Annotated in this window: 30 protein-coding genes and 2 pseudogenes; 30 read left to right on the plus strand and 2 right to left on the minus strand. The window is 38.7% G+C overall.

Annotated features, from left to right (window positions below; genetic code table 11):
* Positions 1-830 precede the first annotated feature (830 nt).
* The 22 genes and pseudogenes from B5771_RS08320 (at position 831) to B5771_RS08410 (ending at position 18645) form a co-directional block, all read left to right on the plus strand.
* The gene (locus B5771_RS08320) at positions 831-1295 is read left to right on the plus strand and encodes a hypothetical protein (protein WP_047812164.1); all 465 of its coding nucleotides are present in this window, start codon (positions 831-833) and stop codon (positions 1293-1295) included.
* A gap of 75 nt (positions 1296-1370) precedes the next feature.
* Positions 1371-2333, plus strand: a complete 963-nt coding sequence (locus B5771_RS08325) for a recombinase family protein (protein ID WP_282433336.1) — start codon at positions 1371-1373, stop codon at positions 2331-2333.
* A 129-nt stretch (positions 2334-2462) separates the two neighbouring features.
* The gene (locus B5771_RS24755) at positions 2463-2774 is read left to right on the plus strand and encodes a recombinase family protein (protein WP_242966788.1); all 312 of its coding nucleotides are present in this window, start codon (positions 2463-2465) and stop codon (positions 2772-2774) included.
* A 277-nt stretch (positions 2775-3051) separates the two neighbouring features.
* Positions 3052-3153 (plus strand): annotated as a pseudogene (locus tag B5771_RS24760) (zinc ribbon domain-containing protein); the annotation flags it as partial.
* A gap of 9 nt (positions 3154-3162) precedes the next feature.
* Positions 3163-3606, plus strand: coding sequence for a hypothetical protein (locus B5771_RS24765; RefSeq protein WP_242966804.1), 444 nt, complete (start codon positions 3163-3165; stop codon positions 3604-3606).
* A 186-nt stretch (positions 3607-3792) separates the two neighbouring features.
* The gene (locus B5771_RS08335) at positions 3793-4344 is read left to right on the plus strand and encodes a sigma-70 family RNA polymerase sigma factor (RefSeq protein ID WP_088187112.1); all 552 of its coding nucleotides are present in this window, start codon (positions 3793-3795) and stop codon (positions 4342-4344) included.
* Positions 4325-5296: a hypothetical protein gene (locus tag B5771_RS08340; protein ID WP_088187113.1), complete on the plus strand. Its 972-nt coding sequence runs from the start codon at positions 4325-4327 to the stop codon at positions 5294-5296. Before B5771_RS08335 ends, B5771_RS08340 begins: the two co-directional genes overlap by 20 nt.
* Before the next feature lie 97 nt (positions 5297-5393).
* Complete coding sequence (locus B5771_RS08345) at positions 5394-5687, plus strand: hypothetical protein (RefSeq protein WP_207652680.1); 294 nt, start codon at positions 5394-5396, stop codon at positions 5685-5687.
* A gap of 352 nt (positions 5688-6039) precedes the next feature.
* Positions 6040-6330, plus strand: coding sequence for a PadR family transcriptional regulator (locus B5771_RS08350; protein WP_088187115.1), 291 nt, complete (start codon positions 6040-6042; stop codon positions 6328-6330).
* Positions 6331-6747: 417 nt separating this feature from the next.
* Positions 6748-7458, plus strand: a complete 711-nt coding sequence (locus tag B5771_RS08355) for a response regulator transcription factor (protein ID WP_088187116.1) — start codon at positions 6748-6750, stop codon at positions 7456-7458.
* Complete coding sequence (locus B5771_RS08360) at positions 7455-8846, plus strand: HAMP domain-containing sensor histidine kinase (RefSeq protein WP_088187117.1); 1392 nt, start codon at positions 7455-7457, stop codon at positions 8844-8846. The genes B5771_RS08355 and B5771_RS08360 overlap by 4 nt, the downstream gene beginning before the upstream one ends.
* Positions 8847-8959: 113 nt before the next feature.
* Complete coding sequence (locus tag B5771_RS08365) at positions 8960-9724, plus strand: ABC transporter ATP-binding protein (protein WP_088187118.1); 765 nt, start codon at positions 8960-8962, stop codon at positions 9722-9724.
* On the plus strand, positions 9711-11741 hold the full coding sequence (locus B5771_RS08370; protein WP_088187119.1) for an ABC transporter permease: 2031 nt from the start codon (positions 9711-9713) through the stop codon (positions 11739-11741). Before B5771_RS08365 ends, B5771_RS08370 begins: the two co-directional genes overlap by 14 nt.
* 269 nt (positions 11742-12010) lie before the next feature.
* A complete protein-coding gene (locus B5771_RS24250) occupies positions 12011-12166 on the plus strand; it encodes a hypothetical protein (RefSeq protein ID WP_172408197.1) in 156 nt (51 codons plus the stop codon).
* 497 nt (positions 12167-12663) lie between these two features.
* Complete coding sequence (locus B5771_RS08375) at positions 12664-13200, plus strand: (Fe-S)-binding protein (RefSeq protein ID WP_088187120.1); 537 nt, start codon at positions 12664-12666, stop codon at positions 13198-13200.
* A gap of 263 nt (positions 13201-13463) precedes the next feature.
* Positions 13464-13658, plus strand: coding sequence for a hypothetical protein (locus B5771_RS08380; RefSeq protein ID WP_088187121.1), 195 nt, complete (start codon positions 13464-13466; stop codon positions 13656-13658).
* A 29-nt stretch (positions 13659-13687) separates the two neighbouring features.
* Positions 13688-14254, plus strand: a complete 567-nt coding sequence (locus B5771_RS08385) for a GNAT family protein (RefSeq protein WP_088187122.1) — start codon at positions 13688-13690, stop codon at positions 14252-14254.
* 194 nt (positions 14255-14448) lie between these two features.
* On the plus strand, positions 14449-14694 hold the full coding sequence (locus tag B5771_RS08390; protein WP_088187123.1) for a hypothetical protein: 246 nt from the start codon (positions 14449-14451) through the stop codon (positions 14692-14694).
* Positions 14695-14978: 284 nt separating this feature from the next.
* The gene (locus B5771_RS08395; RefSeq protein WP_172408198.1) at positions 14979-15440 is read left to right on the plus strand and encodes a MarR family transcriptional regulator; all 462 of its coding nucleotides are present in this window, start codon (positions 14979-14981) and stop codon (positions 15438-15440) included.
* A 58-nt stretch (positions 15441-15498) separates the two neighbouring features.
* Positions 15499-16989: a UbiD family decarboxylase gene (locus B5771_RS08400; protein ID WP_088187125.1), complete on the plus strand. Its 1491-nt coding sequence runs from the start codon at positions 15499-15501 to the stop codon at positions 16987-16989.
* A gap of 497 nt (positions 16990-17486) precedes the next feature.
* The gene (locus tag B5771_RS08405) at positions 17487-17918 is read left to right on the plus strand and encodes a GNAT family N-acetyltransferase (RefSeq protein WP_207652681.1); all 432 of its coding nucleotides are present in this window, start codon (positions 17487-17489) and stop codon (positions 17916-17918) included.
* 307 nt (positions 17919-18225) lie between these two features.
* Positions 18226-18645, plus strand: coding sequence for a GNAT family N-acetyltransferase (locus tag B5771_RS08410; RefSeq protein ID WP_088187127.1), 420 nt, complete (start codon positions 18226-18228; stop codon positions 18643-18645).
* A gap of 139 nt (positions 18646-18784) precedes the next feature.
* Here B5771_RS08410 and B5771_RS08415 read toward each other — a convergent pair whose 3' ends face one another.
* The gene (locus B5771_RS08415) at positions 18785-18991 is read right to left on the minus strand and encodes a MerR family DNA-binding transcriptional regulator (RefSeq protein WP_088187128.1); all 207 of its coding nucleotides are present in this window, start codon (positions 18989-18991) and stop codon (positions 18785-18787) included.
* A gap of 34 nt (positions 18992-19025) precedes the next feature.
* On the opposite strand from B5771_RS08415, the pseudogene B5771_RS08420 reads away from it, so the two are divergent.
* The 6 genes and pseudogenes from B5771_RS08420 to B5771_RS08445 all read left to right on the plus strand — a co-directional run.
* Positions 19026-19204: pseudogene (locus tag B5771_RS08420) on the plus strand (carboxymuconolactone decarboxylase family protein); the annotation flags it as partial.
* Positions 19205-19409: 205 nt separating this feature from the next.
* Entirely contained in the window at positions 19410-19799 is a 390-nt protein-coding gene (locus B5771_RS08425) for a hypothetical protein (protein ID WP_088187129.1), read from the plus strand.
* A 12-nt stretch (positions 19800-19811) separates the two neighbouring features.
* Complete coding sequence (locus tag B5771_RS08430; RefSeq protein WP_088187130.1) at positions 19812-20030, plus strand: helix-turn-helix transcriptional regulator; 219 nt, start codon at positions 19812-19814, stop codon at positions 20028-20030.
* A 484-nt stretch (positions 20031-20514) separates the two neighbouring features.
* On the plus strand, positions 20515-20943 hold the full coding sequence (locus B5771_RS08435; RefSeq protein ID WP_088187131.1) for an HTH domain-containing protein: 429 nt from the start codon (positions 20515-20517) through the stop codon (positions 20941-20943).
* A gap of 45 nt (positions 20944-20988) precedes the next feature.
* Positions 20989-21273 (plus strand): undecaprenyl diphosphate synthase family protein, encoded by a 285-nt coding sequence (locus B5771_RS25060; RefSeq protein WP_282433331.1) that lies wholly within the window; start codon positions 20989-20991, stop codon positions 21271-21273.
* Between the two features lie 341 nt (positions 21274-21614).
* On the plus strand, positions 21615-21794 hold the full coding sequence (locus B5771_RS08445; RefSeq protein ID WP_207652682.1) for a hypothetical protein: 180 nt from the start codon (positions 21615-21617) through the stop codon (positions 21792-21794).
* Positions 21795-22190: 396 nt separating this feature from the next.
* Here the strand turns inward: B5771_RS08445 and B5771_RS08450 are convergent, their stop codons facing one another.
* The gene (locus B5771_RS08450; RefSeq protein WP_088187133.1) at positions 22191-22601 is read right to left on the minus strand and encodes a YjdF family protein; all 411 of its coding nucleotides are present in this window, start codon (positions 22599-22601) and stop codon (positions 22191-22193) included.
* A 352-nt stretch (positions 22602-22953) separates the two neighbouring features.
* Between B5771_RS08450 and B5771_RS08455 the strand changes: the two genes are divergently transcribed.
* Complete coding sequence (locus tag B5771_RS08455) at positions 22954-23358, plus strand: hotdog fold thioesterase (protein WP_047810268.1); 405 nt, start codon at positions 22954-22956, stop codon at positions 23356-23358.
* A 252-nt stretch (positions 23359-23610) separates the two neighbouring features.
* Positions 23611-24219 (plus strand): PadR family transcriptional regulator, encoded by a 609-nt coding sequence (locus tag B5771_RS08460; protein ID WP_172408199.1) that lies wholly within the window; start codon positions 23611-23613, stop codon positions 24217-24219.
* Positions 24220-24287: the final 68 nt, after the last annotated feature.

Raw genomic sequence — 24287 nt, forward strand, 5'->3', positions numbered from 1 at the left:
AAAATCTCATCGGCTGATTTATTATGTGTTTGCTAAACCGACAAATCGCGCACTCGCGGCACGTTGAGACCGTGTCGGTTCTGAAAACACTAACATTTTGAAAGTCGCTTGTAGCAATGGTTTCGTGGATGGGATATTTTTGAAATAGGCCAAAAATGTTAAGAATGTGTTAAGAGTGCGTTCATGGGAAGAACATGTTAGAAGTAAAAATAGAGTTAACTTAGTAAAATATTCCAATAAAAGCTGGGCACATCTTTGAAATGGCAAATCCCTCTTCACAATAGTGGAAAGGGATTTTCGTGTTTTATTACAAATTTCCCCTTACTTCTCAGGGGAGGTGTGAGATATTTAGATTGCTTGTATTAAAGAGAAGAAATGATCTAAGGGGTATAGAAAATTGGTTAAGACAACTAACGCAATAAGAGATTTTGTTTCATCGTTGTTTTTAGTTATTATATGTACATCCTTATTATCACCATTTATTTTGGTCTCGTATACATTAATTAAGTTTATTTCCGGGTTATTATTTAAAAATATTTTAGCTGCAAATTATATTCCTTTATTAATTTCTTTGATCATTTTTGCGAATATACCCAATTACACCATTGGTAAATTATCACCGATAATTGAACGGTACGTAGAAACCAATTCCAGTTACTATTCGCCTAAGCATAAAGGTTCTGTTACTATTCTTCTTATGATTTTATTCAAGGTAGCACGTTTAAAATCACGCTTAAAGATAAGTATCTATGCTATTTCTCTTATTTTGGTTTTGATCACGAATCTTCAAGAATGTGGCGTGTATTTAATATCAAGAAGGAGTGAAATGAATGGTTCTAAATAATATAAAAGCTTTTTTACTGCATTTAGGCTTAGACGTCATGGTACTGTTCTTTTTTTCCCCTATAATGGGCAAGTTTTTTTCTTCGTCCACAGTGGTACCAAGATTATTTGGGCTATTATCCGTAGTGTTATGTATTTGCCTAGGATTGTTATTAACTCCAAAAGGTACAAAATATAAGAACTTTTTATCCTGTATATTACCAGCTATTATTGGGCTTTTGGTATGGCTTTATTGTTATGTCAATTGGCCGGACAGTTTTAATAGCAACGATCCATCAGGATGGCGACTGGTGTATGCATACTACACATGTGACTCAAATTGGATGGTTGGTTTCTTGGACAATACCGGCCGCCTATTTTATAATGCAAACTTAGCACCCCTTTTCTCATTTATACCGTCTTTCTTGTTATTTATTGGTTTAGAATTAAAGGCTAGAATTATCAAAAGGTGATGTAATTTATGATAATTCGGTTGTCTACTTTACGGAACCTTTTTTATCGGACTTAAATAAGAATTTTTGTAACGCATAGCCAAAGGTCTTGAAGTTGATGAAGTTGTAAATATCTCTGGAAAGATTAAATGGGCTGAATCAAGCATTCGAGATATTTTGAAAAATGAGAAGTATGCCGGGGATGCACGCCTTCAAAAAACAATAACAACAGCCCTATATAATAGGAAGAGAAATTCTGGCGAAGCACCAATGTACTACGTAAAAGATAGTCACCCAGCCATTATAAGCAGAGAGGATTTTGAGAAAGTTCAGGAATTGATGGCACTTAGGGCCAAAGCAAGAGGAAACATTGAGGGTGATCGAGAAAAATACCAAAACCGCTATGCTTTGACTGGAACTATTGTTTGCGGCCAGTGTGGGAATAAATTTAAAAGGCATATAGACAATTGCGGGACGGTCGCGGAAAAGGTTTGCTGGATTTGCAACACATATATAATAGAAGGAAAAAATTTATGTAGGGTCGGGAGGGTTAAAGAAGAAACTATTAAAGGCTTGTTTGTGAGGATGTTTAACCGGCTTTATGCTGACCGGGCTAAGCTGTTGGGACATTATAAGGCAAAGCTAGAAAAAGAAAAGTTAACCGAGTTAGATAATGAGCGCATCGTGAAGTTAGATGAGGAAATTGAGAAACTCATCAAACAGGAACGGGCGCTCTTTTTAATAGAGAGTTACGCAGACCATAAATTGCTGAAGGCTGAACACGATAAACTTGTCAAAACCTTGACCCAACTTCAGACGGAACGATCCGATTGGATGACTGAAGTCAATAAGCGAGACACTCGATTGGCTAGAACTCTGGAGATTGAAGCCATACTTGAAGCCCAAGGAGTCAGCCTCACAGAATTCAGTGATGACTTGTACAATAAGTTAGTCGAAAAAATAATAGTCAAAGAACGAACCAAATTAATATTTGAGTTTAAAAACGGCCTTGCTTTTGAGGAAACTTATACCTTGAAGCGAGGCTACGATATTTTCTAAGGAGGCTTTTATAATGGCAACAGTAACAGTGATTCCAGCAAAACCGATGCAAGAGTTGAAAGGTTTAGAGGCTACCGCAAAACTCAGAGTTTGTGCTTATGCTCGGGTTCAACAGATAATGAAGAGCAATTGTCGAGCTATCAGGCGCAGGTTGAGCATTACACCTCATATATCCGGAACAATCCAGCTTGGGAATTTGTTGATATTTTCTCGGATGAGGGAATTAGTGGTACCAACACTAAGAAGCGTGAAGGATTCAATCGCATGATAGATGAGTGTATGTCGGGCAAGATTGATATGGTGATCACTAAGTCAATTAGCCGGTTTGCTCGCAATACGCTAGATACATTGAAATATGTACGGCAACTTAAGGAGAAGGGGGGGCTATATTTTTCGAAAAAGAGGCTGTCAATACACTGGATTCGAAGGGAGAATTTTTAATAACTTTGCTCGGAAGTCTGGCCCAAGAAGAGAGTTCCAATTTATCTTAGATAACCAAGATGGGTATAAGTAACAGGTTCCAGGAGGGCAAGGTTTTAGTTAACCATAACAAATTCCTCGGGTACACCAAAGACGATCAGGGGATAGTCACGAAGCTATTGTTTCAAAGGAAGAGTTTGCTGCGGTACAGACGGAATTCGAAAGACGGTCAAATCTACGGGGATATTCCAAGACAGGAAAAAGCAAATTCACCAGTGACTATGCTTTTTCCGGTAAATTGTTCTGCGGGAATTGTGGCTCGAAATTCCGGCGTTCTAGATGGGGAAGTGGTAAGAATCTACAGATTGTCTGGATATGTATTAACCATCAAACTGGTGGCGATTGTGATATGAAGGCGGTAAAAGAGAAGGCTTTAGAGAAGGCATTTTTACGGGCAATGAACAAAATTATTGTGAACAGAGAAGCCTATTTATTAGAAGAGACTAGTGGTCCGGAGTTTGACTACGAGACTATCGATGTCAAGATAGCGGAACTCCAGCAAGAATTGATGAATACGGTTCGGAATAATCAGGAATATTCGAGTTTGACGGTTGAAATTGAAAGATTGCATTCGCATAGGCAGAGGATGAAGAACGATGAAGCCGAGAGGGCGTGGAGGAGTAGGTTGGTAGGAGAGTTCAAGGCCTATCTGGATGCTAGGGATGGTAAGCTGGTGGATAAGTTTGATGGGGAATTGTTCCGGAAGGTAGTTGAGAAGGTTAGAGTAGAGTCGATGGTCGAGGTTGAGTTTGTATTTAAGGTGGGGGCGAAGGTAAAGGAGATTTTGTGGTGAATAATGAATTTAAAGCTAAAAATTAATACTCTCCTGAGTAAACCCGTTTAAGGTATCCTAAAATTGTTCGGAGAAATACTAACCGACAATGTCCAGCTAATTATAATTTTTACTATTATTGATCGAACCATTTTAGTACATGATGTGTATATATAGTAGATTATTAAACAGAGGAGGAGGGATATTGTGAGTGACCAAATAGTTAGGGAAACGGCTGAAAAAATTTTTAATGAACATTCTAATTTCGTTTATCGAACAGCTTTTTTTCTGACCAAATCATCTGAATTGGCAGATGACATTACCCAAGAAACGTTTATACAAGTGTTTCGAAAGTTTAATACTTACAATTCTTCTAAGCCATTAAAACCTTGGATATACAAAATAGCTGTAAATATCACCAGAAATATGATCCGAAAACAAAAATGGTTAAAATTTTTTGGAGAAATCCCAGAAATTCGCTCTGCTGAGTTTATAGAAAACTATATTCTTAAGAGCGAAGAGGAACATGAATTGTGGAGGGCGGTAAATAATTTAAATCTTAAAGGCAAAGAAGTAATTATCTTGCATTTTTACTCTGGCTTAACATTAAACGAAATTTCAGTTTGTTTGGGAATACCTATAGGTACATGCAAGTCGAGGCTGAATTCCGCATTAAATACGCTCCGTAAGAGCATACCGAATAATAATTTTGAATTTTTGCTAAAAGGGGGAAACCTATGTGAAGCAAGCAAACTCTGAAATAGAAGATGTATTAAATTTAGTCCTAAATCAATATTCTCAGCCTAAATCCTTCACGTCTATCTGGAATATTTATCAAAATAATAGACGTAGCAAAAGTAGAAATAAGAGGATCATGGCAATTATTTCCATAGCTCTAGTAGCTGTTATAGTTATGGGCGCAGGTATCTTAAGAAAAATAGATAATACAAATTATCCATTTATTAATGATCCTCAGGTAATTGGGAAATGGGAATCTGTTGATTTTGTTCAGAAGATTAATGATTTTAGACCTGGTAAAGAGTCGACAGATGAAAAATTATATCTTACAGCATTAGCCTTTATTAAGGATGGGAAGATGCTTAATGCGACGGATAATGGGAAATTAACGTACACCTCATTCACCTGGACAAAGGATAAAGTAATTAATAAGCAAGAAAAGACAGCGAGCAATTATATAATTAAAGACATAAATGGTTCGACATATATGTTCTTTGAATGGAAGAGTGGTGATTACATTTTTAGGAATATGTCTCCTAGTTATTATGTATTAAAGAAGGTTGACAATAATGATTATTCAAATTATCAAGTAGAACAAATTAACCATGATAAAACTGATTATCCGTTTGTCGATGATAAGCAAGTAAAAGGAAAATGGGAAAGCGTGGATTTTGTTGCAAGTATCAATGAATTTCGCCCTGGGTTTAAGCGTTCTTTGGAAGATTTATTTCTAACAGGATTAACTTTCTATGATAATGGTAAAATAGATTTTGCAACAACATCAGGGAAATATTCAGGAGATTTAATCACATGGACAAAAGGAATGATCATAAACAAAAAAGACAAAACTGCGAGCAAATATCAAATTAAGGTTATGAACGGAAATACTTATATGTTTTACGAATGGAAAACTGGCAATTATATCTATGGAGGCGTAGCACCTAGTTACTATGTACTAAAAAAAGTTGACTAATATTTTAGCCCGACTAAGCTGTTCTCATAAGAGAGCAGCTTTTTATAATGGATCGTTTTTTCATATTGGGCTCTGGTTTGAGGAACTCCAGCAAGAGTTGATTGATGCGGTGCGGAATAATCAGGAGTATTCAACTGCTGAGATTGAAAAGTTGCAAGCACATAGGCAAAGAATGAAGAACGATGAAGCCGAGAGAGCGTGGAAGGGTAGGATGGCAGAGGAATTCAAGGCCTATCTGGATGCTAGGGGGAGTGAGCAGGTTGATAAGTTTGATGGAGATTTGTTTCGGAAGATGATTGAGAAGGTTAGAATTGAGTCGATGGTTGAGGTGGAGTTTGTGTTTAAGGTGGGGGTTGTGGGGAGGGAGGTCCTTAAATTGGACCTGGTGTAACTACTGTCTAAAGTTATCGAGGGATGTTTAAGAGTTGAGGGATCGTTACAAAGCTATATCCCTGTGTTTTAAGCACAGAAATCATATTAGTAGGAGCGATAATTGTATTATCCAGCCGCTCTTTTTTCCCTCTTGCACAATGCTGCAATATAATGCCACCAGGTTTCAATCCCGCAGAATGGAGATGCCTTTCCTACCCAAAGGCGTTCACCGAACTGAGAAAACAGAGGATGAAGGAGGCGTCAAGTGGAGTTGGTCAAGAAGGTGGTTATATAGCTTGGAGTGCTATTGACAAATAAAAGGTATAGGTATAAATTCGATTAGTCAGTATTGAGTAATAGGTGGAGATAGCTTGAAAATTCCTTTTTATCTGCTGAATCTCTTATTAAGATATGGTCCACAACTTGGTTATAGGCTAAATAAAATAATTGAGGAGGAAATATCAGATTTTTCAAAGATTAAACTTCCAACCATTTATTACCACCTTGATAAACTTAAGGAAAAGGAATATGTCACAGAAACTTTGGACAAGGATAGGAATAGGCCTGAAAAGTTTGTTTATAGCATAACTGAAATGGGAAAGGAATATTTTAATGAGCTATTCATTAACCTCAAGAAGAAATATGTTCGAGTTGTAGGATGAAATTTCCACCTGCGAGAAGCAGGGTTAAATACAAAATAATCAAAGCGGCTTTGCGGGGAAAGTAGTCCAGGGCGACAACATGCTCTGGATTTTTACTTATATCGGCGAAAATGGGAGACATTGATACCTTTCGCAACAACTTGTTCAGACACAGTGGTATAATTAGAACATGCCTACCTGACAGATAGAATAGAATAGAAAAGAATGCAATGCAATAATCATCATGGTAGCAAGTTAATTATTCTGCCGGAACGAAGAGATGAGCAACTACCTGATCCTAAATATCTCCAACGGCATAACAAAAATGCAGACTTGAAAATGACTTTTTTTGACCCGAAAAACGGGCAAAAATATTGATGACATAGAAGTTAAAGCGAAAATTATCTTATTAATATGAAACGCTAAGGAGGTGTCAAAATGATGCATAAGATATTATTGGTTGATGATGAACGAGACATTGTGGGTTTACTTGAAGAAGTATTGAGTAGAGACGGTTTTAGAAATATCAGAAAAGCATATACAGGTAAAGATGCTCTTGCCGTTTGCCGGGAGTTCCAGCCGGATGTTATTGTTCTCGACATCATGCTGCCCGATATCGATGGTATTGAGGTGTGCAAACAAATCCGTATGTTTTCATATTGCTCCATCCTGTTCTTATCGTCAAAGAATGACGATGTCGATAAGATACTCGGCCTTGCTTCAGGAGGTGACGATTATGTGGCAAAGCCGTTCAGCCCAAAGGAAATTGTATATCGCGTCAAGTCCCAGCTTCGCAGGGTCCAATACGCGAAAGCCGATGCTGTGGCTCAAAAAAGTATTACTCTGAGCACCGGTGATATATCAGTTGATACTGATGCCTGCTGTGCGTATAAGGCCAGACAGCTTTTGGAATTGACAGCCAAGGAGTACGGTATTCTTCAATTTATGATGGAGAATCAGAATAAGATCATCAGCAAGGAGCGCTTGTATGAACATATTTGGGGCGAAGAAAGCGCCGTCTGCGATAATACTATAATGGTTCACATCCGTCATCTCCGCGAAAAAATTGAGGATGATCCCTCCGATCCTCAGCGGCTTAAAACGGTCAAGGGATTGGGTTATAAGCTGATTGGCGGTAATGAGAAATGAAACTGTCTAGGGATATTATGCGTTTCTTTATTATTCCAGTCGTTCTTCTCGTCGGTATTATTGTGACCGCAGCTTTTACCGTTTTCTATACTACAACCGCAAGGACGTCGAGCGGGAAAATTATCAGCAGCAACTGGCCAAAAGAGTTTACACATGACTTTTCAGAATACATAAATATTATGAACGGGACACCGACTATATCTGACACCGGCAAAAATCTGTTAGTAAAAAACGATCTTTGGATTCAGATATTGGACGCCACCGGCAAGGAAGTATGCAATTATGATAAGCCATCCACGGTATCCGATACATATCAGCCGTATGAGCTTCTGAATCTTTATCAATATGGCGTCGGTCAATACTCCGTATTCGTGAGCAGCGTTAATGCGGGGGACACGGCGTATTCCTATCTGATTGGATTCCCTTTGTCAATTTCAAAGGTAGTCACGTACGTAGATACGGACAGATACAATTCTGGGAAGACGCTGATTATCATGATAATTATACTGACCATACTGCTGATACTTGCATTGACTGTGTTCTATAATGTGGTAATTTCAAAAAGCTACGAAAGAATCCGGGAATCACTGGGTTCGATTGCTTCCAGAACATATAAGCCTGTTGCAGGTCACCGCTTTTTAAGGGAGATTTACGAAGGCCTGGACACTCTGAATCACGACATTGCGTTGGCTGACCGGCAGCGTGAAAAGGATACAAAGGCCAGGGAGGAATGGTTGGCAAACATTACACACGATCTGAAAACGCCGCTTGCTCCTATTCGCGGATATGCCGAATTGCTTTCAGAGACGAATACTGATATACCCTTTGAACGGTCACGGAAGTATGGCGCGATTATACTGAAAAACACTCTGTATGCGGAACAGTTGGTAAATGACCTAAAACTGACCTATCAATTGCAAAGCAATATGCTCCCACTGAAAAAGGAAACATTGAATGTTACTCGTTTTGTAAAGGAAGTTGTAATAGATATATTAAATGCACCTGATTTAGAAGGGCGTAATGTTTCCTTTATTTCAAACAGTGAAGCAGCTACATACTTTTTTGACCCTCTGCTGTTTCGGAGGGCAGTAACAAATATTGTCGTCAACGCCCTGGCGCACAACGACACGAGTACGGAGGTTAGTATTTCTCTTGATGCTGATAGCGGCGTTAAACTGACAATTGCAGACAACGGCAACGGTATGACCCCGCAGGAATTGGATGACTTGTTCACACGTTATTTTCGGGGTACAAGCACCGAAATAAAGGCAGAAGGCTCAGGACTCGGTATGGCAATCGCAAAACAAATTGTAGAGGCACACGACGGGGTGATATGCGCGGAAAGCATGCAGGGTGTCGGTACTACTATCACCATAGTACTTCCGTGAAGATTTAAGGTTAAGTTAAGGTTAACTAAAAACTGATATAAGGGCGACGGTTTATCATGATGATATGAACCGTTGCCCTTCTTTTTATTGGGTTATTATAAGGAGGAAATAAAATGCCAGTACTTAGTGTAAAGAATGTAAAAAAGACTTATGGTACAAAATCAGGTATGCCGTCTATCGCACTCGACGGCGTGAGCTTTGAAGTAAATAAGGGTGAGTTTGTTGGTATCATGGGGCCGTCTGGTGCGGGAAAATCCACACTGCTGAATGTGATCTCAACAATTGATACGGTTACTTCGGGCAGTATTACCATCGGGAGTCAGAATATATGCGGGATTCAGGAACCAGCACTTTCCGATTTTCGCAGAAACAGATTGGGTTTCATCTTTCAAGACTACAACCTTCTTGATACGCTGACGCTTCAGGAGAATATCGCTCTTCCGCTAATCCTGTCCCAAAAAAAGGCAAGCCATATCGACAAGCAGGTAAAGGATGTGGCCGTACAGCTTGGAATTGAAAAGCTCCTGAAAAAATATCCCTGCGAGGTGTCCGGCGGGCAGCGTCAGCGCGCTTCTGCGGCCAGAGCAATTGTAAACAAGCCGGAGATGGTTTTAGCCGACGAACCTACTGGTGCGCTGGATTCAAAATCGACCAAGGATTTGCTTCAATGTATGCAGGATCTGAATGAGGAACAGCTTGCCACTATCCTGCTTGTTACCCACGACGCTTTCGCGGCAAGCTTTTGCCAGCGCATCCTGTTTATCAAAGATGGTCTGCTCGATCGGGAAGTCAGAAGAAACGGCACCCGAAAGCAATTTTATGACAGCATTATCGGCGTTGTTTTGGAGCTTGGGGGTGACAGCCGTGACCTTTATTAATATTGCACTAAAAAATGTCCGAAAGAAATTTGGCAGTTATTTGACCTACTTTTTCAGTACCTCTTTCTCCGTGGCGATTTTCAATCTGTTCTGCTTCATGTATTATAATCCAACTTTTGAAAACTATCGCTTTGGCACGGGGAAAATGTCTGTGCTGTTTCGCGGGGCCGCTGTTGCTGTTTTTCTGTTTGCCATTATTTTTGTCTTATACTCGGGCAACTATTTTATAAAAATGCAGAAAAAGGAAATCGCAATTTACTCCCTGCTTGGTATGAGAAAAGAAAAAATTGCTGCCATGATGTTCCTTGAAACATTTTATATCGGCCTTCTGGCAGTCGCCTTCGGAACATTGATTGGCACCTTTTCAACGGGTTTTTTCACCTCACTTCTGATGCGGCTCATGGCGGAGGGGACTGCCATCCCTTTTCATGTGGAGCTGAAAGCAATCCTTGTGACAATCCTTGCTTTTATTGCACTATTCATCATCGGAGGCATCCGGGCTTATAAAACTATCTATAAATACACTCTGATCGACCTGCTTTCTGCGGCTAAGCAAAGAGAGGGCATACCCGCATTTTCTCCTTTGGGTGCGGCGGTTGCGCTAGTGCTTTTGGCAGCCGGTTATGTAATTTCGGCAAAAATGAATGTCGATGTAAGTGGTATGCATCTTTTGTTTCCTACTTTTATCGGAGCTGTTTGTGTTACAATCGGAACCTTATTTCTATTTCGTAATTTTATACCGATGGCAATTGCTTCGCTGAAAAAGAGAAAACCGTTCTATTATCGAACGTCTAACTTTATCGGCGTTTCTCAGATAGCGTTTCGGCTGAAAGTAAATTCTAAAATGCTGGCTGTTATCGCGCTGCTTACGGCCATCACAATCACAATGGTAAGCGCATCTTACTCCTTTTACAGTGCGATAAATGGAGATGCTACTGAGTGTTATGCGCCGTTTTCCTATCTGGCGAAAAATATAACCGAGCAGCAGCATGAAAAAATTCTAAAAACAATTTCCAGTATCGGTGATGTCACCGTTACTGCAGAGGATAAGATTGAGCTAATTAACGTTTCTATGCAGAACGATCAGTATGCGGTCAAGGATCAGCAGACCGGCGAAGCCGTACCCGGAAAATCAGTAAAAGCCTACCTGATGTCTGAAAGTATGTACTTGAAGATCATATCGGAAACCCATGCGTCCAGGGGTTCCTACAGCGAAGCACGTACGGATTTTACAGGGGGGCTTAATGATCAAGCCTGCTATTTCATCGACGGAAATGCAGTAACTGATTACTGCAAAAATTTACCGGGTCAGCAAATCAAGGTGAGCTTCCGTGGTGAAAGCACTTCTTATACCGTAAACGGCGCCTCAATGCACAAGTATATCGGTGCGCTGGATCTGTATAAGCAACCGACTGTCGTAGTCAGCGACAATACCTATCAGCGCTACCGCTCACAGGCCAGTACAAATGGAATCGACACGTTCTACGGCTTTCAGTTCGATGATAACATGATGTCCGGACGCACAGTCGACGCGATAAATCAGTTCATACCGACGCGCTTTCATATCAGCGGGCTGCCGGGCAATATGAGCTACATCGGAATATACAAAGCAAATTTTGCGCTGTTTGGCTCCTATGTGTTTATTGGCTTTTTCCTGGGAATTCTGTTCCTACTGGCATTGGGAAGCGTGATGTATTACAAACTCATCATGGAGGCGCAGGAAGAAGCGCCGCGGTACGAAATATTGCGAAAAACGGGAATGAAAAAAGGTGAGGTACTGTCCTCTGTTGCAAAACAGTTGGGGCTTATCTATGGAATTCCGCTTTTCATAGGGCTGATCCACACTGTGTTTGCACTGTTGACTTACAATCGGATGCTTGGATCTATGGGTCAGCAGACACCGACACTCCAAAACGCCGCAATGGCCGTGATCCTTTTCGTAGCAGCGTATGGCGCTTTTTATGCACTTTCTGTAAAAAGTTATTACGGCATTGTATGGAGGCGCGCAGGTGGTTGAGGTAGAGTTTGTATTCAAAGAGGGGGTTGAAGTGAAGGAGGTACTTTAGTTCTTGACATTAGTATTGATTTATAATATTAACAATTAATAGTACACTAAATACAAAATCTTTTTGAAATGTCTACTTGATAGTTGAAAGCAGCAGTTTAGCCTCTGCCATAATTAAACCATTGATCTCACTGGTAATATTACAGATTTCAGAAGTGTATCAAATTCGAACTTTTTTCTCTCTTGATTCCTGCTAAAATCAGATTGTAAGAGAGGATGAGATGCGAAAGAACTACTTTGTGAAATTTGTAAGATACATGAAAAATGTCTACTATCTCGAACGAGGTTTGAATAAGCTTTCTGACGACAGAGTTAACCCAACTTATTGCACGGGTCAAGTTATTCTGCCTGTTCTGCTAGGCTTTTATGGCACATAAAACTGCTGATGTGTTTGCTAAACTGACTTTTTGGCAACTCCGGGCACGTTGAGACCGTGGTAAGTTTGAAAACACCTACATTTTGAGAGCCGCTTGTAGCAAGGGTTTCAGGTATGGTAAATATTTGAAATAGACTGAAAATGTTAAGAATGTGTTAAGGGTGCGTCCACGGAAACATATTAAATGTAAATATATAGTTATTTAGTGAAAATATACTAATTATATCTATCACAGCGTTAAGGGGGGATTGAGACTGTGACGATTTAAAATCGCCAGATTGTTCCATATTTTGATATGGACTGTCTGGCGATTTTGTTTTTTTTTGGAGGAGAATTATGATTCTTTTCGAAAGGTAAGAAGGAATATTTAGGAATTTGTTGAATGCTTGGCTAGAACTTTGTTAGTTAACCTTCCGCTATCCAGTGCGGAGCTTTGAGCTGGGTTGCGGTTTATGTCTATAAAAGTAAAGAATTGCATACAGATTGGAGGCGGTATCAATGTCATTAGGACTTATTCAAGAATATGAAATGAAGTTGTCACCACCGGGATGTCATCCGGGTGCGAACTGGTATCGTGTATTCATTGCCATGGTGAACGACATCAGCGAAGTTTTTCCATATCTAAATGCCGACCTGAAGGGACTCGTCGATTATGATCACCAAAGCAAGATCTTGCTTTGGTCGCCCGGTGGAAAAGAAAAGATAGAAAAGATATATGCATTCAGAGCCCACGAAATCGGAATTACTCCTATCTCGGATAGGGATGAAGCAAAAGAATTTACCGGCAAAATCATTGACATTGTCAACGATGTTTGGAATCGAAGAGGCGAGATACAGCCGAAATTTGAGGGCAATAGGCCTCTACCAAGCGCGCTGGATATCTATAAACTCTTGCCAAGGACAAACTGCAAAGAATGTGGTTTTCTAACCTGCATGGCCTTTGCAGTTGCTTTAAGAAATGATTTTAATACATTATCGCTTTGCACATATATGCCAGAGGATGCTTTTTTGAAACTCGTATCGCAAGAGCAGTAATGGGCACACCTAAAAGAGACCAATTGTCCGTATACCAGTTAGGCTAAAAGTGTGAATCGCCGATAAACCTGCGTTAAGGCGTAAAAAAGAATATAGTGCATTAAGATCGAACTCCGGCCTTTGTACCCAAGCATTATCAATCTGGGTTATACCGGATACTGCAAATCGCTGAACACCACCCCAGTACCCTAGCTAACCTCAAGCCCAAATACCCGCCTCCAAAATAAAGCTTAGCTGGCGGTCGAGGTGGGGGGGGGCGGAGGTTGGGTGGAGGAAAAGCAATCCTAACAGGTAATGCTGCGGGATTGCCCTTGCCTAACCAAAGGCGCTCACCAAACTGGGAAGATGAGGGATGCGGCATATGCGGAAGTAGTGGTGGTAAAATTAAAGGAGCGTTTTTGGATGCCCTTTTTGTATTCTTATTGCAGGAGATAAAGGGTAATTATGGAATTAATTAGGATGAAGTGCGAGAGGAGTATAGAATAATTTGAGTAATAATCCATATGATAAATTTCCATATATTGTAGCAGATGAAATAACATTAAGGAAAATTGTGGATTCTGACCTTGACAATCTTTTCAAAATATATAGCAATGAAAAGCTTTTTCAATACTCTCCTGTAAAACTTAAAAAGAATAAAGATACAGTTGCGAATATGATAGGGCATTTTGAAAGAGATTTTAATAAAAGAAAAGAGATATTTCTTGGAATCTGTTTAAATAGTGAACCCAATAATATTGTTGGCGTAGCTGAAATGTTCGACTACTCTCATGATGTAAATATGATAACAATAGGTTACAGACTGAATGATAGGTTTTGGGCTAAGGGAATTGCTACAAAAACTGTTAAGGCAATAACAGACTACCTCTTTAATGACATTGGTATTAACCGTATACAAGCTTTCGTCATGCCAGAAAATATTAAATCACAGAATGTATTACAAAGAAATGGATTTATTAAAGAAGGAATAATTCGACAAGGGTATGTTTGGAAAGGTAAAGGCGTTGTTGATTTGATTTTATATTCATTACTGAAGTCTGATGCTATCAATTAAGTATTTACTAAAATATACATATTGCTTGATAATCTGATATTGCCAAAGATAGAACTACGGCCTTTGTATGCACGGATTATTAATCTGGCTATTTCGGATACAGTAAATCTTCATCTCAAATCGCTCACCTTGCCCCCGCTAACCTCAAGAAGAAATAGCCGCCGTAATAAAACCTAGCCAGAAGTCAAAGTTGCGTGAGTGGTGCGGAGATCTTGAATGACTGGACAACCCAACAGCCATTGCTGCCGGATGTCCTTACCTATCCAAAGGCGCTCACCGAACTGGAAAGCCGGAGGGATTGTGCCAAGAACGTGTTCGAAGAACACGATGCTGTATCCGTGATGAAGGTAGATCCTTCGAAATCGGTTTATAGGAATTGGTTTCAAACAGCCGTAAGCTGCTTCAGACCGAAAGGCTGCGGTGGTGAACGTTACGGTTAAAAGCCGAGAATGATCTCGGCATGTATGGATTAAAGAGACTTGCGCCCTGTAAGTTCAAGAAGTCGAATTGATAAATGTTAGCTTGGTGGTCAAGTGGTGAGTCTTGCAATTCCTTTCGAAGTTCAGTTGGTTTTGCTGGATTAGATGTGAACCCACGGGAGTGTTTGCGTAGGGAGCGTAACTGTGAAATCAAGACGTTTATGCGGTTTTATAAGAAGATTTAGGTAAAATTTCAGGTTGTAATATCAGTAGATTGACAAAAGTAATAGACTAGTGTAGATTACTTGTCAAGACAAGTAATTGAAAGGATGTTATCTATATACATAAACTTGAATGATTCGTTAGGGTATTTGCTTAATATTGCCGCAGGAATAAATAAGAACACCCTCTATTCTGTATTATCACCATATGAAATTACCCCAGAACAGTTTATCCTACTTACCAGGCTTAATGTAGAAGAAGAAGGTAAAACTCAAAAGCAATTGGCAACAGAGACTTTTAAAGATGAAGCAAATGTCACTAGAATTTTAAAAAAGTTAGAGTTAAAAGGCTACGTGAATAAAGTTTCAGACAGTAAAGACAAAAGAAATAACCTTGTGTTTATTACAACAAAAGGGCATAATTTGATAGAAAAATTGTGGCCATTAGTAGGTAATTACCGAGAGAGAATGTTTCAAAACCTCTCAGAAGAAGAAATTTTGACATTGGAGATCCTATTGAAAAAAATAATAGGAAATGGATTTTAAGCATTATTATATTCAAATACTTGTCCTGACAACTAAAAAGCAAATTAGGAGGTTTTTTATGCATCGAATTAAAAGTTTTCGCGAATATATTGAGAAACTAAAAGCTCTTGGTGAAGTCAAAGAAATCGAAGAAGAAGTTAATTGGAACTTAGAAATGGGTGCAATTATCCGTTGGTGTAATGAAAATGGTGCACCTGCTCCACTCTTTAACAACATTAAAGGAGTTGAAAAAGGTTTTCGAGCCCTAGGAGCTCCAGCTGGAGTAAGTAGGCAAAAAGATTTGTATTTATCACGTTACGCATTATCTATAGGTTTATCTCCAAAAGCAACTGGTAAAGAAATAATTGAAGCTTTAATAGATGGATACGATCGTAAACCAGTTGATCCTATAATTGTTCCCAATGCACCTTGCAAAGAAAATATTTTAGTGGGCGAGGAGGTTGATTTATATAAGCTTCCAGTACCATTTGCTCATGACGGTGATGGAGGACGCTATATAAATACTTGGGGGACGATTATTGTACAGTCTCCCGACAAGAAGTGGACTAATTGGTCAATCGCTCGTATTATGATTTTTGATAAAAAAACTATGGTAGGTATGGTTGCAGGCGGACAACATCTTGGTAAGATACGAAAAATGTGGGCAGATTTAGGTAAAGAAGTTCCATTTGCTCTTGCTTTTGGAACTGAACCAATGATTCCTCTTGTTGCCGGTTCAACATTAGTTTCAGAGGGAATGAATGAAGCAGATTATATAAGTGGTTATTATGGGGAACCAATTGAATTGATTAAGGCTGAAACTAATGACATCCTCGTACCTGCTAGCTCAGAAATTGTTCTAGAAGGCATACTGTCTACTAGTGAAACAGCCATGGAAGGTCCCATGGGGGAATATTCCGGATATCTGATAAAACAATCAAAATCCGAGAAACCAATTTATCATGTAATAGCCATGACATATCGTGATAATCCTATATATCCTATTGTAGTAGCTGGTGCCCCAATAGATGATGATCATCCGGTAATGGGAATTGGAGCCTGTGCTGAAATATTGTCTGCACTAAGAAAACATAAAATTCCGGCAACTATGGCCTGGATGCCTTTCGAATCGGCGTGTACTTGGTTGGTTATAACTATACCTAAGAATTGGAAAGAGATGTTGAATTGCAATATAAATGAGCTTATGAAAAAAATAGGCGATGCAATATATTCATGCAAGGGAAGTTTCCTTTCTCCAAAAATTATTGTGGTGAATGACGATATTGATCCAACTGATACAAGCCAAGTGGTATGGGCATTTGCTTCTCGAAACCATCAATCTAAAGAAATTTACTTTAGACCAGAAAGTAGGGTAATAGGTCTAATCACATACTTGAATGAAGAAGAGAAAAAGGTTTTTAAGACAACAGCATGCATTTATAACTGTTTGCTACCAGAAGACATGAAATATGAAGACTATCCTATTACAAGTTCATTTAAAGGTGTATTTCCTAAACAGGTTCAGGAAAGTGCTATGGATAAGTTGGCCAAAGCAGGTTTCTTAGAATAAAACATTTTAGACAGAATTGTCTTTGTCCATTATCTCATTACTTATCGTTATTCTATCTTATGATATGGTATACTTTCCAAGTAATAAACCACTTGTAGTAAATTACCCGCTGGAAGTGGTGTGGAGATGAATATTTTGGTTTTAATCCTATTTATAATTTCGGGAATTTGATAAACTTACAGATCAGGTCAGGCCTGCAACGCTAGAGGAAGACTAAAAGTAAAATACTCACCTGCGAAACACCAAATAATCTAAACGGCTTGACGAATCCAGGGCATGTTGCTCTGGATTTTTACAATTTGTCGAGGTACAGTGATATAATTAGGAATAAGTTGGAGGAGAACGGTTAGCGGAGCTAAGAACCGGCCAGGACGACAATTCATGGGGATTAATTTATTTCACCGGACCGGGAGTGGTGCGCTAAGTGATAATTTTGGAGGTTACATATGTTTACGATACAAGAATATAAAGATGAGTATCAGCGGGGCATTCTTAAAATGATCTTGAAAATTCAACAAAAGGAATACAATATTCCAATAACAGAAGAGGATCAACCGGATTTAGCCAATATTCCTGCTTTTTATCAAAAAAATAACGGGAATTTTTGGATCGGTCTAGATGATAATATGGTTGTTGGAAGTATTGCTTTAAAAAACATAGGTGATAAAAAAGCAGTCTTGAGGAAAATGTTCGTTATGCAGGAATATAGAGGTAAAGAGTGGGGAGTAGCAAAGGGACTGCTATTGAATTTATTGGATTGGGCAAGGCAACATCATTTTAAAGAGATATATTTAGGCACAACACCTCAATTTTTGGCTGCTCATAGGTTTTATGAAAAAAATGGTTTTAGGGAAATCTCGCAAAAAAGCCTTCCCTCGAATTTTCCGGTTATGGAAGTGGACAAGAAGTTTTATTGTTATGAGTTATAATCCCCTCATTTTGGATGTGACATATCAAATTCGCCACCCTTGCACCCAGCTATCCCTCAACCCCAAATCCCATAAACCCCCGCCAGCAGTCAAACCCACCGAACTCCTTCAATCCCGCAGGGATGGGATGTGGTTGCCTGGCTGGATATGGGGGGAAGTCTGATTAGGCGGTATTGCACGTTTGTAGAATAATGTTCACTAATTACTTTAAAATACAAGTATTGTAGCTCAGCTATTTATAAAAAATACTGATTTAATTTAAGTATTATGCTAATAATCAAATATAAAGGAAGAAAGGTCTTAAATTATGATTATAGAAAAGTTAAAAGTAGAAGATATTCCAAATTTATTAGAATTATACAGATCTCTTATTCCATTTGAAATTTCTATTGATAAATCATATCAAGTATATAAAGAGATGCTAAGGGATGAAAATTATTCCTTATTAGTTGCCAAAGAAGATAACATAGTTCTTGGTTCTGCACTTGGTATATGTTGTAAAGGTTTGGCAGTATCTTTTTTAGTAATTGAAGATGTGATTGTTAAAGAAGGATTAAGAGGAAAAGGAGTTGGGAGGAGGTTAATGGAATCTATTGATGAATTCGCAAAAAAGAAACATTGTGCTTATGCAATTCTCGTATCATCTGCTTTTAGAAAAGAGGCACATAAGTTTTATGAAAATGTTGGATTTAAAGATAGTGCGCAAGGTTTCCGAAAAATTTATTAAAATTTATAAAGTTATATACTGATGAAAGTAGAAAAGTTAGATAAAATTGGATGTATCATATCCGACCCAGCTATACTTCAACCTAAAATCCTCACTAATAGGATAAAACCCCAGCCACCAGTCAACCCACCGAACTCCTTCAATCCCGCAGGATGGATGTGGTTGCATGGTGGATAACCGAACCGGGAAGGTGGAGGGTGGGGGATGTGTCAGATGAGTGTTGTGTGTAGCGGCGTCTTCCTACAGTATCTCGCTCGACAAGAATAAGTTGCTCTTTTTCATAATAACGTAATGTGTCAATGCTTAAGCTTATTATTTTTAAAAACTCTCCAATAGAATAACTCATTTCAAATCTCCTAATAATAACTTTTACTTGACCTGGAGGATGTGAGCCACAATTGAAAGTACATATCAACGGGGCGTTGAATGTTGGTGTTACACCGAATAAAGTAGTTGAAACATTTTTACAATGTATCCCCTATACTGGATTTCCGAAGCACTTAACGCCATAACTGTCGCAAAGAAAGTTTTCGTTGATCGAGAAATAATATTGAAATAATGCTTCAGTAAATGTTGCGTTGCATAAATAAACCAAGGTGTGCAAAATTACATGCTTTGGTTTATTATTTGAAAGGAAGCGAGTATCACGGTTGAAAAGAAAGGTTCACCCACCGGAACGTTTTGGGCGGAGGTTGACAAAACATTAAAATGTGATATATTTGTAACAGGTACAAATATATCACATTTTAATGGAGGAATCAGATATGTTAAGTGTAAGAAAAAAAGAATTATTCACAAATGGACTTGCAGGAATAACATGTATACTTATGTCAGTACTTGATTTCTTTGCCAATAAAGATATACTGGCATGCATTTGGTTTGCAATTATTGTTGTGATTTATGTAATAGCATATATTTACCAAGGTAAGGTGAAGAATGAACCTTGGGATGAATTGGCCACTGAAAATTATGCAAAAGCTAGACGATTTACATTATTATTTGTTGAACTTACATTATTGATTTATACCATGATTTTTATTATTGGACATTTTCAGGTCGCAATAAAACCTAGCCATATATTATTTTACTATGGAGCAATTAAACTTGTTCAAACAGGAACCTTTTTGTATTATGACTCTCATATTGTTGAGTAAAGAGGAATCAACATGAAGAAGAAGTTAACAACAAAAATAAAGAAATATAGAATAAATAGAGGAATGAGCCAGCAGGATTTGGCCAATCTTGTAGATGTTCGACGAGAAACAATTATTCGTTTAGAAAAAGGAGAATATAATCCATCTTTGCAATTAGCGATGGATATAGCTGATGTATTTCAAATAACCATAGAAGAATTATTTTCATTCGAATTATCACAGGAAGAATAAATTGCTACTTGTACAGAGTTATTTGAATTTGAAGGTTTAGCAAATTGTCAAAAGTATAAAACAATACTACTTAGCATCGCTTAAAGATGAACGTATACAAAGGAATCCACCAAGGCCCTATCAGCTTCAATTAGCATCTTCTTTGTATCCTCAAGGATACAGTGCTCGGGTCGGAAAAGGCCTCCGAAGACCAGTAACGGGTCATCTTTTCCTCCTCACGGGTACTTCCCGCATATTGCGACTTGAGTCGAGGCACTAATCCTCTCCACTTGCACTACCACTAACATTAAGAAGAAAAGAAATACCCGCCTCTAATAAAGCTCAGCCCCTCCCGTCAACCGCCGAACTCTTCCAATCCCACAGGATGGGATGTGGTTGCCTAGTGGATACAGGAAGGTGGGGGGAGTCTGATTAGGTGGTATTGCTCGTTTGTTGGATTTTAGTACATTAACTTTTATAAGTTTGAAATTTCGAGAGGTAAAAAATGTCAGAGATGATTAAGCTTAAGAATAATATAGGGTTTAAAGAATTAGAAGAAAAATTGAGAACATTGACGGACGATTTCGGAATGAGCACAGAATGCCTATCGAATTTGTTGGGAGTAAAAAATGATGGGCATAAGTTTGAAATACCAACAGGCTATGAATTGCATTCTTTCCTGTTCTCACTGCTAATGTTAGACAATATTGTAAATGAAGAACCAGATTTTAAATTCAAAGCATTTTTGGAAGTGCTTATTGAAGTGCATAAGATAAGTCCTGATACTATTGCTAAATTTGCTAAAATTAAAAAGCAGGATGTTTTAGATTTTATTAATGACACTAACACAGTACCAATTGAGATAAAGTATAGACTTGCATCTGTCATTATGACATTAAGATTTATATTCAAAGCAGTTGAGCCAAAAATATAAATTCAGGGAGAGATACTGCTCAATATTCTGATGTTATGCATTAGAATGGAACTCCAGTCCTGTTCCGAACAGTGCAACCCGCCTAGCTGGTGTTCGAGTTGTAGGATAAAATCCCCACCCACAAAAAACCTATTCGGTGGTTATCTGTGGACTAAAGATCAAGTTGATCCTGACCTGCTGATTCGAACAAGTGGAGAGAAAAGAGTTAGTAATTTTCTTCTTTGGCAATTATCCAAAACTCAAATTTGGACAGCTAATGTTCTATGGCCTGATTTTACCAGTGAGCACTTATTGGAAGCAATCAATAGTTATTGGTCTCAAGGTTATTGAGGATATTAGTAAAGATAGAAACAGATTATTATCAAAATTTGAAGGACAGTATGTAGTGTTTAAATAGCCACCTATGTGATTAATGGTTCCATGATTACTCCAGCCACTTGGCCTTGCCAATTTCAAGATGAACATGTGGCTTGAAATACCATCTTAATCAAGCATAGTTAGCGGTCAAGTGCAGGCAGAGTCTTACAATAAAGAAGGCTACTTTCGATGCAGGGTGGGTAGGGGAGAAAGTTGAAAACTCTCTAAAGTGGAGATGAAATAATTGCTACCTATGAAGTTGGTTTAGATTTGTCGATTGGCAACAACTCTTTCATATTTATGAGAATGTTGGATTGGTTGCCGGTTATGGTCAAAAAAAGGATTATGATAAGATTAAACAGGCATTTAAACAAAGTTTTAAGGTAGTGACGGCTTGGGAAAATGGCAATCTAATCGGTGCTGTCAGAATACTATCGGATGGAGTATGTTATGGGATGATCTTAGAAGTTGGAGTTTATGTTGGGAAAGACTAAAAATGCCCCACCTGCGAGAGCGGGGTTAAAAACCAAATAATCTAAACGGCTTGCGAATCCAGGGCGTGTTGCTCTGGATTTTTCCTATTATAAATGGAACAACAATTTGTCGAGCTACAGTGGTATAATTAGGAATAAGTGAAGCTAAGAACTGGCCCGGATGGGTCAATTGACGGACAACTCAAAGCGGCAATATTCCGCCCAGTATAGCGGGGATTGTTATTTAGCCGGAGAACGTTGGACAAAGAAATCCTAATTGCTAATACTGCGGGATATCCTTACCTATCCAAAAGCGTTCACTAAACCGGAAAGTTTGAGCCTGAGGGATGGGCCACTTGGGAGTTCTGAGAGACTAAAATTAAAAAAATCCGGGTAAAACCCGGTGAGTAAGTTAAGTTATTTGCCTCTGTGTTTGGCCTTAGCCTTAAGGGTCGCAATCTTGCGTTTCTTTTCAGCCAGTTCCTCGCGTTGCAATTTTGATTCTATGCGTCTCTCCACTTTACGACTTTTCAAATCCTCTTTGATAGCCTCTTGTGAATAGGTGGAGATCCCTTTTGATTGCATTTCTTTTGCTACTTGTCTAGCGAGTTTCTTCGGATTCGCCGATTTGATTTTTGGCCGAGGAGCACAAACTAGAGGCTTTGAGGAAGCTAGAAATTCCATCATTTTATGGTTGATAAACCACAGAACGTCCGTATCATGCGGTTCCGTTCCAAAAACATATCGAGCTGCCATGAGTCTTGAATCAACTATTTCCTCAACCACTCCTACCCAAAATTGGTCATCGTAATAGACCGTTAGTTTCATTTCTATGCCGCCCTCTCGATAAATAGTAACAAACAATGGACATCCCGAGAGGGAAGGATACGACACCGAAAATATCAGTGCATCCGGACTACCAACCGGACCGTGTTTTTATGTTCGCATTACTATTATAGCTTATTTAATCAAGCCTTTCGAGTATTAAACAGCTACCCTAACCCCCAATGCTACGGGATGTCCTCACCTATCCAAAGGCGCTCACCGAACCGGAAAGGTGAGGGGATGGGTTATAAAGGAGTGTTAGGTGTGGGGAACCAGATGGTAATCGGGCTAGCGGGATGATTCAGTTAGCATGAGATATCTCCTAGAAATAAGTAACATATTTACAGGAGGACATATGAGCAAAAATATTATGAAGTACCTAGAAAATGATAGGTTTGCTGCTTTAGCAGGAATTAAACTAGTCGAAGTAAAGCCCGGATATGCAAAAGCGAACATGAAAATCACGGATGATCACTTAAACGCTGTTAATATTGTCCAAGGAGGAGCGATATTTACTTTGGCAGATTTTGCATTTGCTGCGGCATCTAATTCATATGGACAAGTATCACTTGGGATAAATGCTAATATATCGTTTTTTCGACCTCCTAAAGGAAATATACTTATTGCCGAAGCTAAAGAACTTTCATCAAGTAAGAAAATCGGAAATTATAATGTTGACATATTGGATGAAGATGGAGAAATTATTGCTAGATTTAATGGTATTGTATATAAAAAGAAGGATGAGATTAAAATTGATTAGTAAAATCTGTATCATCCAGTCACACTCTCTACCTCACCGACTCAGCTAACCTCAAGAAGAAATAGTCGCCGTAATAAAGCCTAGCAGGTAGTCGAGATGGGGCGAGTGTTGCGGGGCGGAGATCTTGAACGGCTGGATAAAAACCTAACAGGTTATGCTGCGGGTTTTTGTTTGAATAGAAAGCCCTTTGCAATATCTTACAATAGGTATATAATTATGTTATCCAATATTGGATGCAGAGGAGGAATAAGTGTGGTTCAATTATTGATTCTTTATTATCTTAGTCTCAAATCAACGCATGGCTATGAAATTCAAAAATTTATACAGCTTAACCACATGGAAGAGTGGAATAACATACAATCTGGTTCAATCTATTATGCCATGAGTAAACTTGAAAAAGGCGGGTTAATTAAGCTTGTAGAGAAAGTGGGCGACAATGAGAAATCGAAAAGGATTTATGTGATAACCGAAAAGGGGCGCAGTAAGTTAGCACAAATGGCTTTACAAGAGCTTAAAAAGCCATTAGGTTGTATCTCGTCGGAGAAGTTTTTGATCTATCCTATTGTGGCAAATCTTACAAGGGAGCAAAGTCTCGCGGCAATTGAAGAGCATATCAAAAACCTTGAAAAAGAGCTTTGTGAGATAAGTCATTGGCACAAGGAAAAACAAATAAATGCTAGTAAGGTAGAAATAGCTACCCTGAAGTTGATGAAGGATACTGTAGAAAACCAAATTGAATGGCATAAAGTTTTGGCAGAGAATCTCGATGAAACGATTTTAGTATCTAAAGAAATTTCAAGCCTTATAAAAACGGTGGACTTTTCGGTTTCCAATGAATGTTCCAAGCACTTCAAAAACTAAGCTTAGAAGCTATTCCATATCGTTAAAAGATATGGAATAAAAAATACAAACGATATCCAATGTTGGAT

Origin of the sequence: Desulfosporosinus sp. FKA (assembly GCF_002196785.1) — a bacterium.
GTDB lineage: Bacteria > Bacillota > Desulfitobacteriia > Desulfitobacteriales > Desulfitobacteriaceae > Desulfosporosinus > Desulfosporosinus acididurans.

What these genes read in the sequence shown, in the direction of transcription:
- B5771_RS08320 (WP_047812164.1), top strand. Translation starts at nt 831, where the DNA reads ATGGTTCTAAATAATATAAAAGCTTTTTTACTGCATTTAGGCTTAGAC.
- B5771_RS24765 (WP_242966804.1), top strand. Translation starts at nt 3,163, where the DNA reads ATGAAGGCGGTAAAAGAGAAGGCTTTAGAGAAGGCATTTTTACGGGCA.
- B5771_RS08355 (WP_088187116.1), top strand. Translation starts at nt 6,748, where the DNA reads ATGATGCATAAGATATTATTGGTTGATGATGAACGAGACATTGTGGGT.
- B5771_RS08360 (WP_088187117.1), top strand. Translation starts at nt 7,455, where the DNA reads ATGAAACTGTCTAGGGATATTATGCGTTTCTTTATTATTCCAGTCGTT.
- B5771_RS08365 (WP_088187118.1), top strand. Translation starts at nt 8,960, where the DNA reads ATGCCAGTACTTAGTGTAAAGAATGTAAAAAAGACTTATGGTACAAAA.
- B5771_RS24250 (WP_172408197.1), top strand. Translation starts at nt 12,011, where the DNA reads ATGCGAAAGAACTACTTTGTGAAATTTGTAAGATACATGAAAAATGTC.
- B5771_RS08375 (WP_088187120.1), top strand. Translation starts at nt 12,664, where the DNA reads ATGTCATTAGGACTTATTCAAGAATATGAAATGAAGTTGTCACCACCG.
- B5771_RS08400 (WP_088187125.1), top strand. Translation starts at nt 15,499, where the DNA reads ATGCATCGAATTAAAAGTTTTCGCGAATATATTGAGAAACTAAAAGCT.
- B5771_RS08405 (WP_207652681.1), top strand. Translation starts at nt 17,487, where the DNA reads ATGATCTTGAAAATTCAACAAAAGGAATACAATATTCCAATAACAGAA.
- B5771_RS08410 (WP_088187127.1), top strand. Translation starts at nt 18,226, where the DNA reads ATGATTATAGAAAAGTTAAAAGTAGAAGATATTCCAAATTTATTAGAA.
- B5771_RS08415 (WP_088187128.1), bottom strand. Translation starts at nt 18,991, where the DNA reads ATGAGTTATTCTATTGGAGAGTTTTTAAAAATAATAAGCTTAAGCATT.
- B5771_RS08425 (WP_088187129.1), top strand. Translation starts at nt 19,410, where the DNA reads ATGTTAAGTGTAAGAAAAAAAGAATTATTCACAAATGGACTTGCAGGA.
- B5771_RS08430 (WP_088187130.1), top strand. Translation starts at nt 19,812, where the DNA reads ATGAAGAAGAAGTTAACAACAAAAATAAAGAAATATAGAATAAATAGA.
- B5771_RS08435 (WP_088187131.1), top strand. Translation starts at nt 20,515, where the DNA reads ATGTCAGAGATGATTAAGCTTAAGAATAATATAGGGTTTAAAGAATTA.
- B5771_RS25060 (WP_282433331.1), top strand. Translation starts at nt 20,989, where the DNA reads ATGGAACTCCAGTCCTGTTCCGAACAGTGCAACCCGCCTAGCTGGTGT.
- B5771_RS08450 (WP_088187133.1), bottom strand. Translation starts at nt 22,601, where the DNA reads ATGAAACTAACGGTCTATTACGATGACCAATTTTGGGTAGGAGTGGTT.
- B5771_RS08455 (WP_047810268.1), top strand. Translation starts at nt 22,954, where the DNA reads ATGAGCAAAAATATTATGAAGTACCTAGAAAATGATAGGTTTGCTGCT.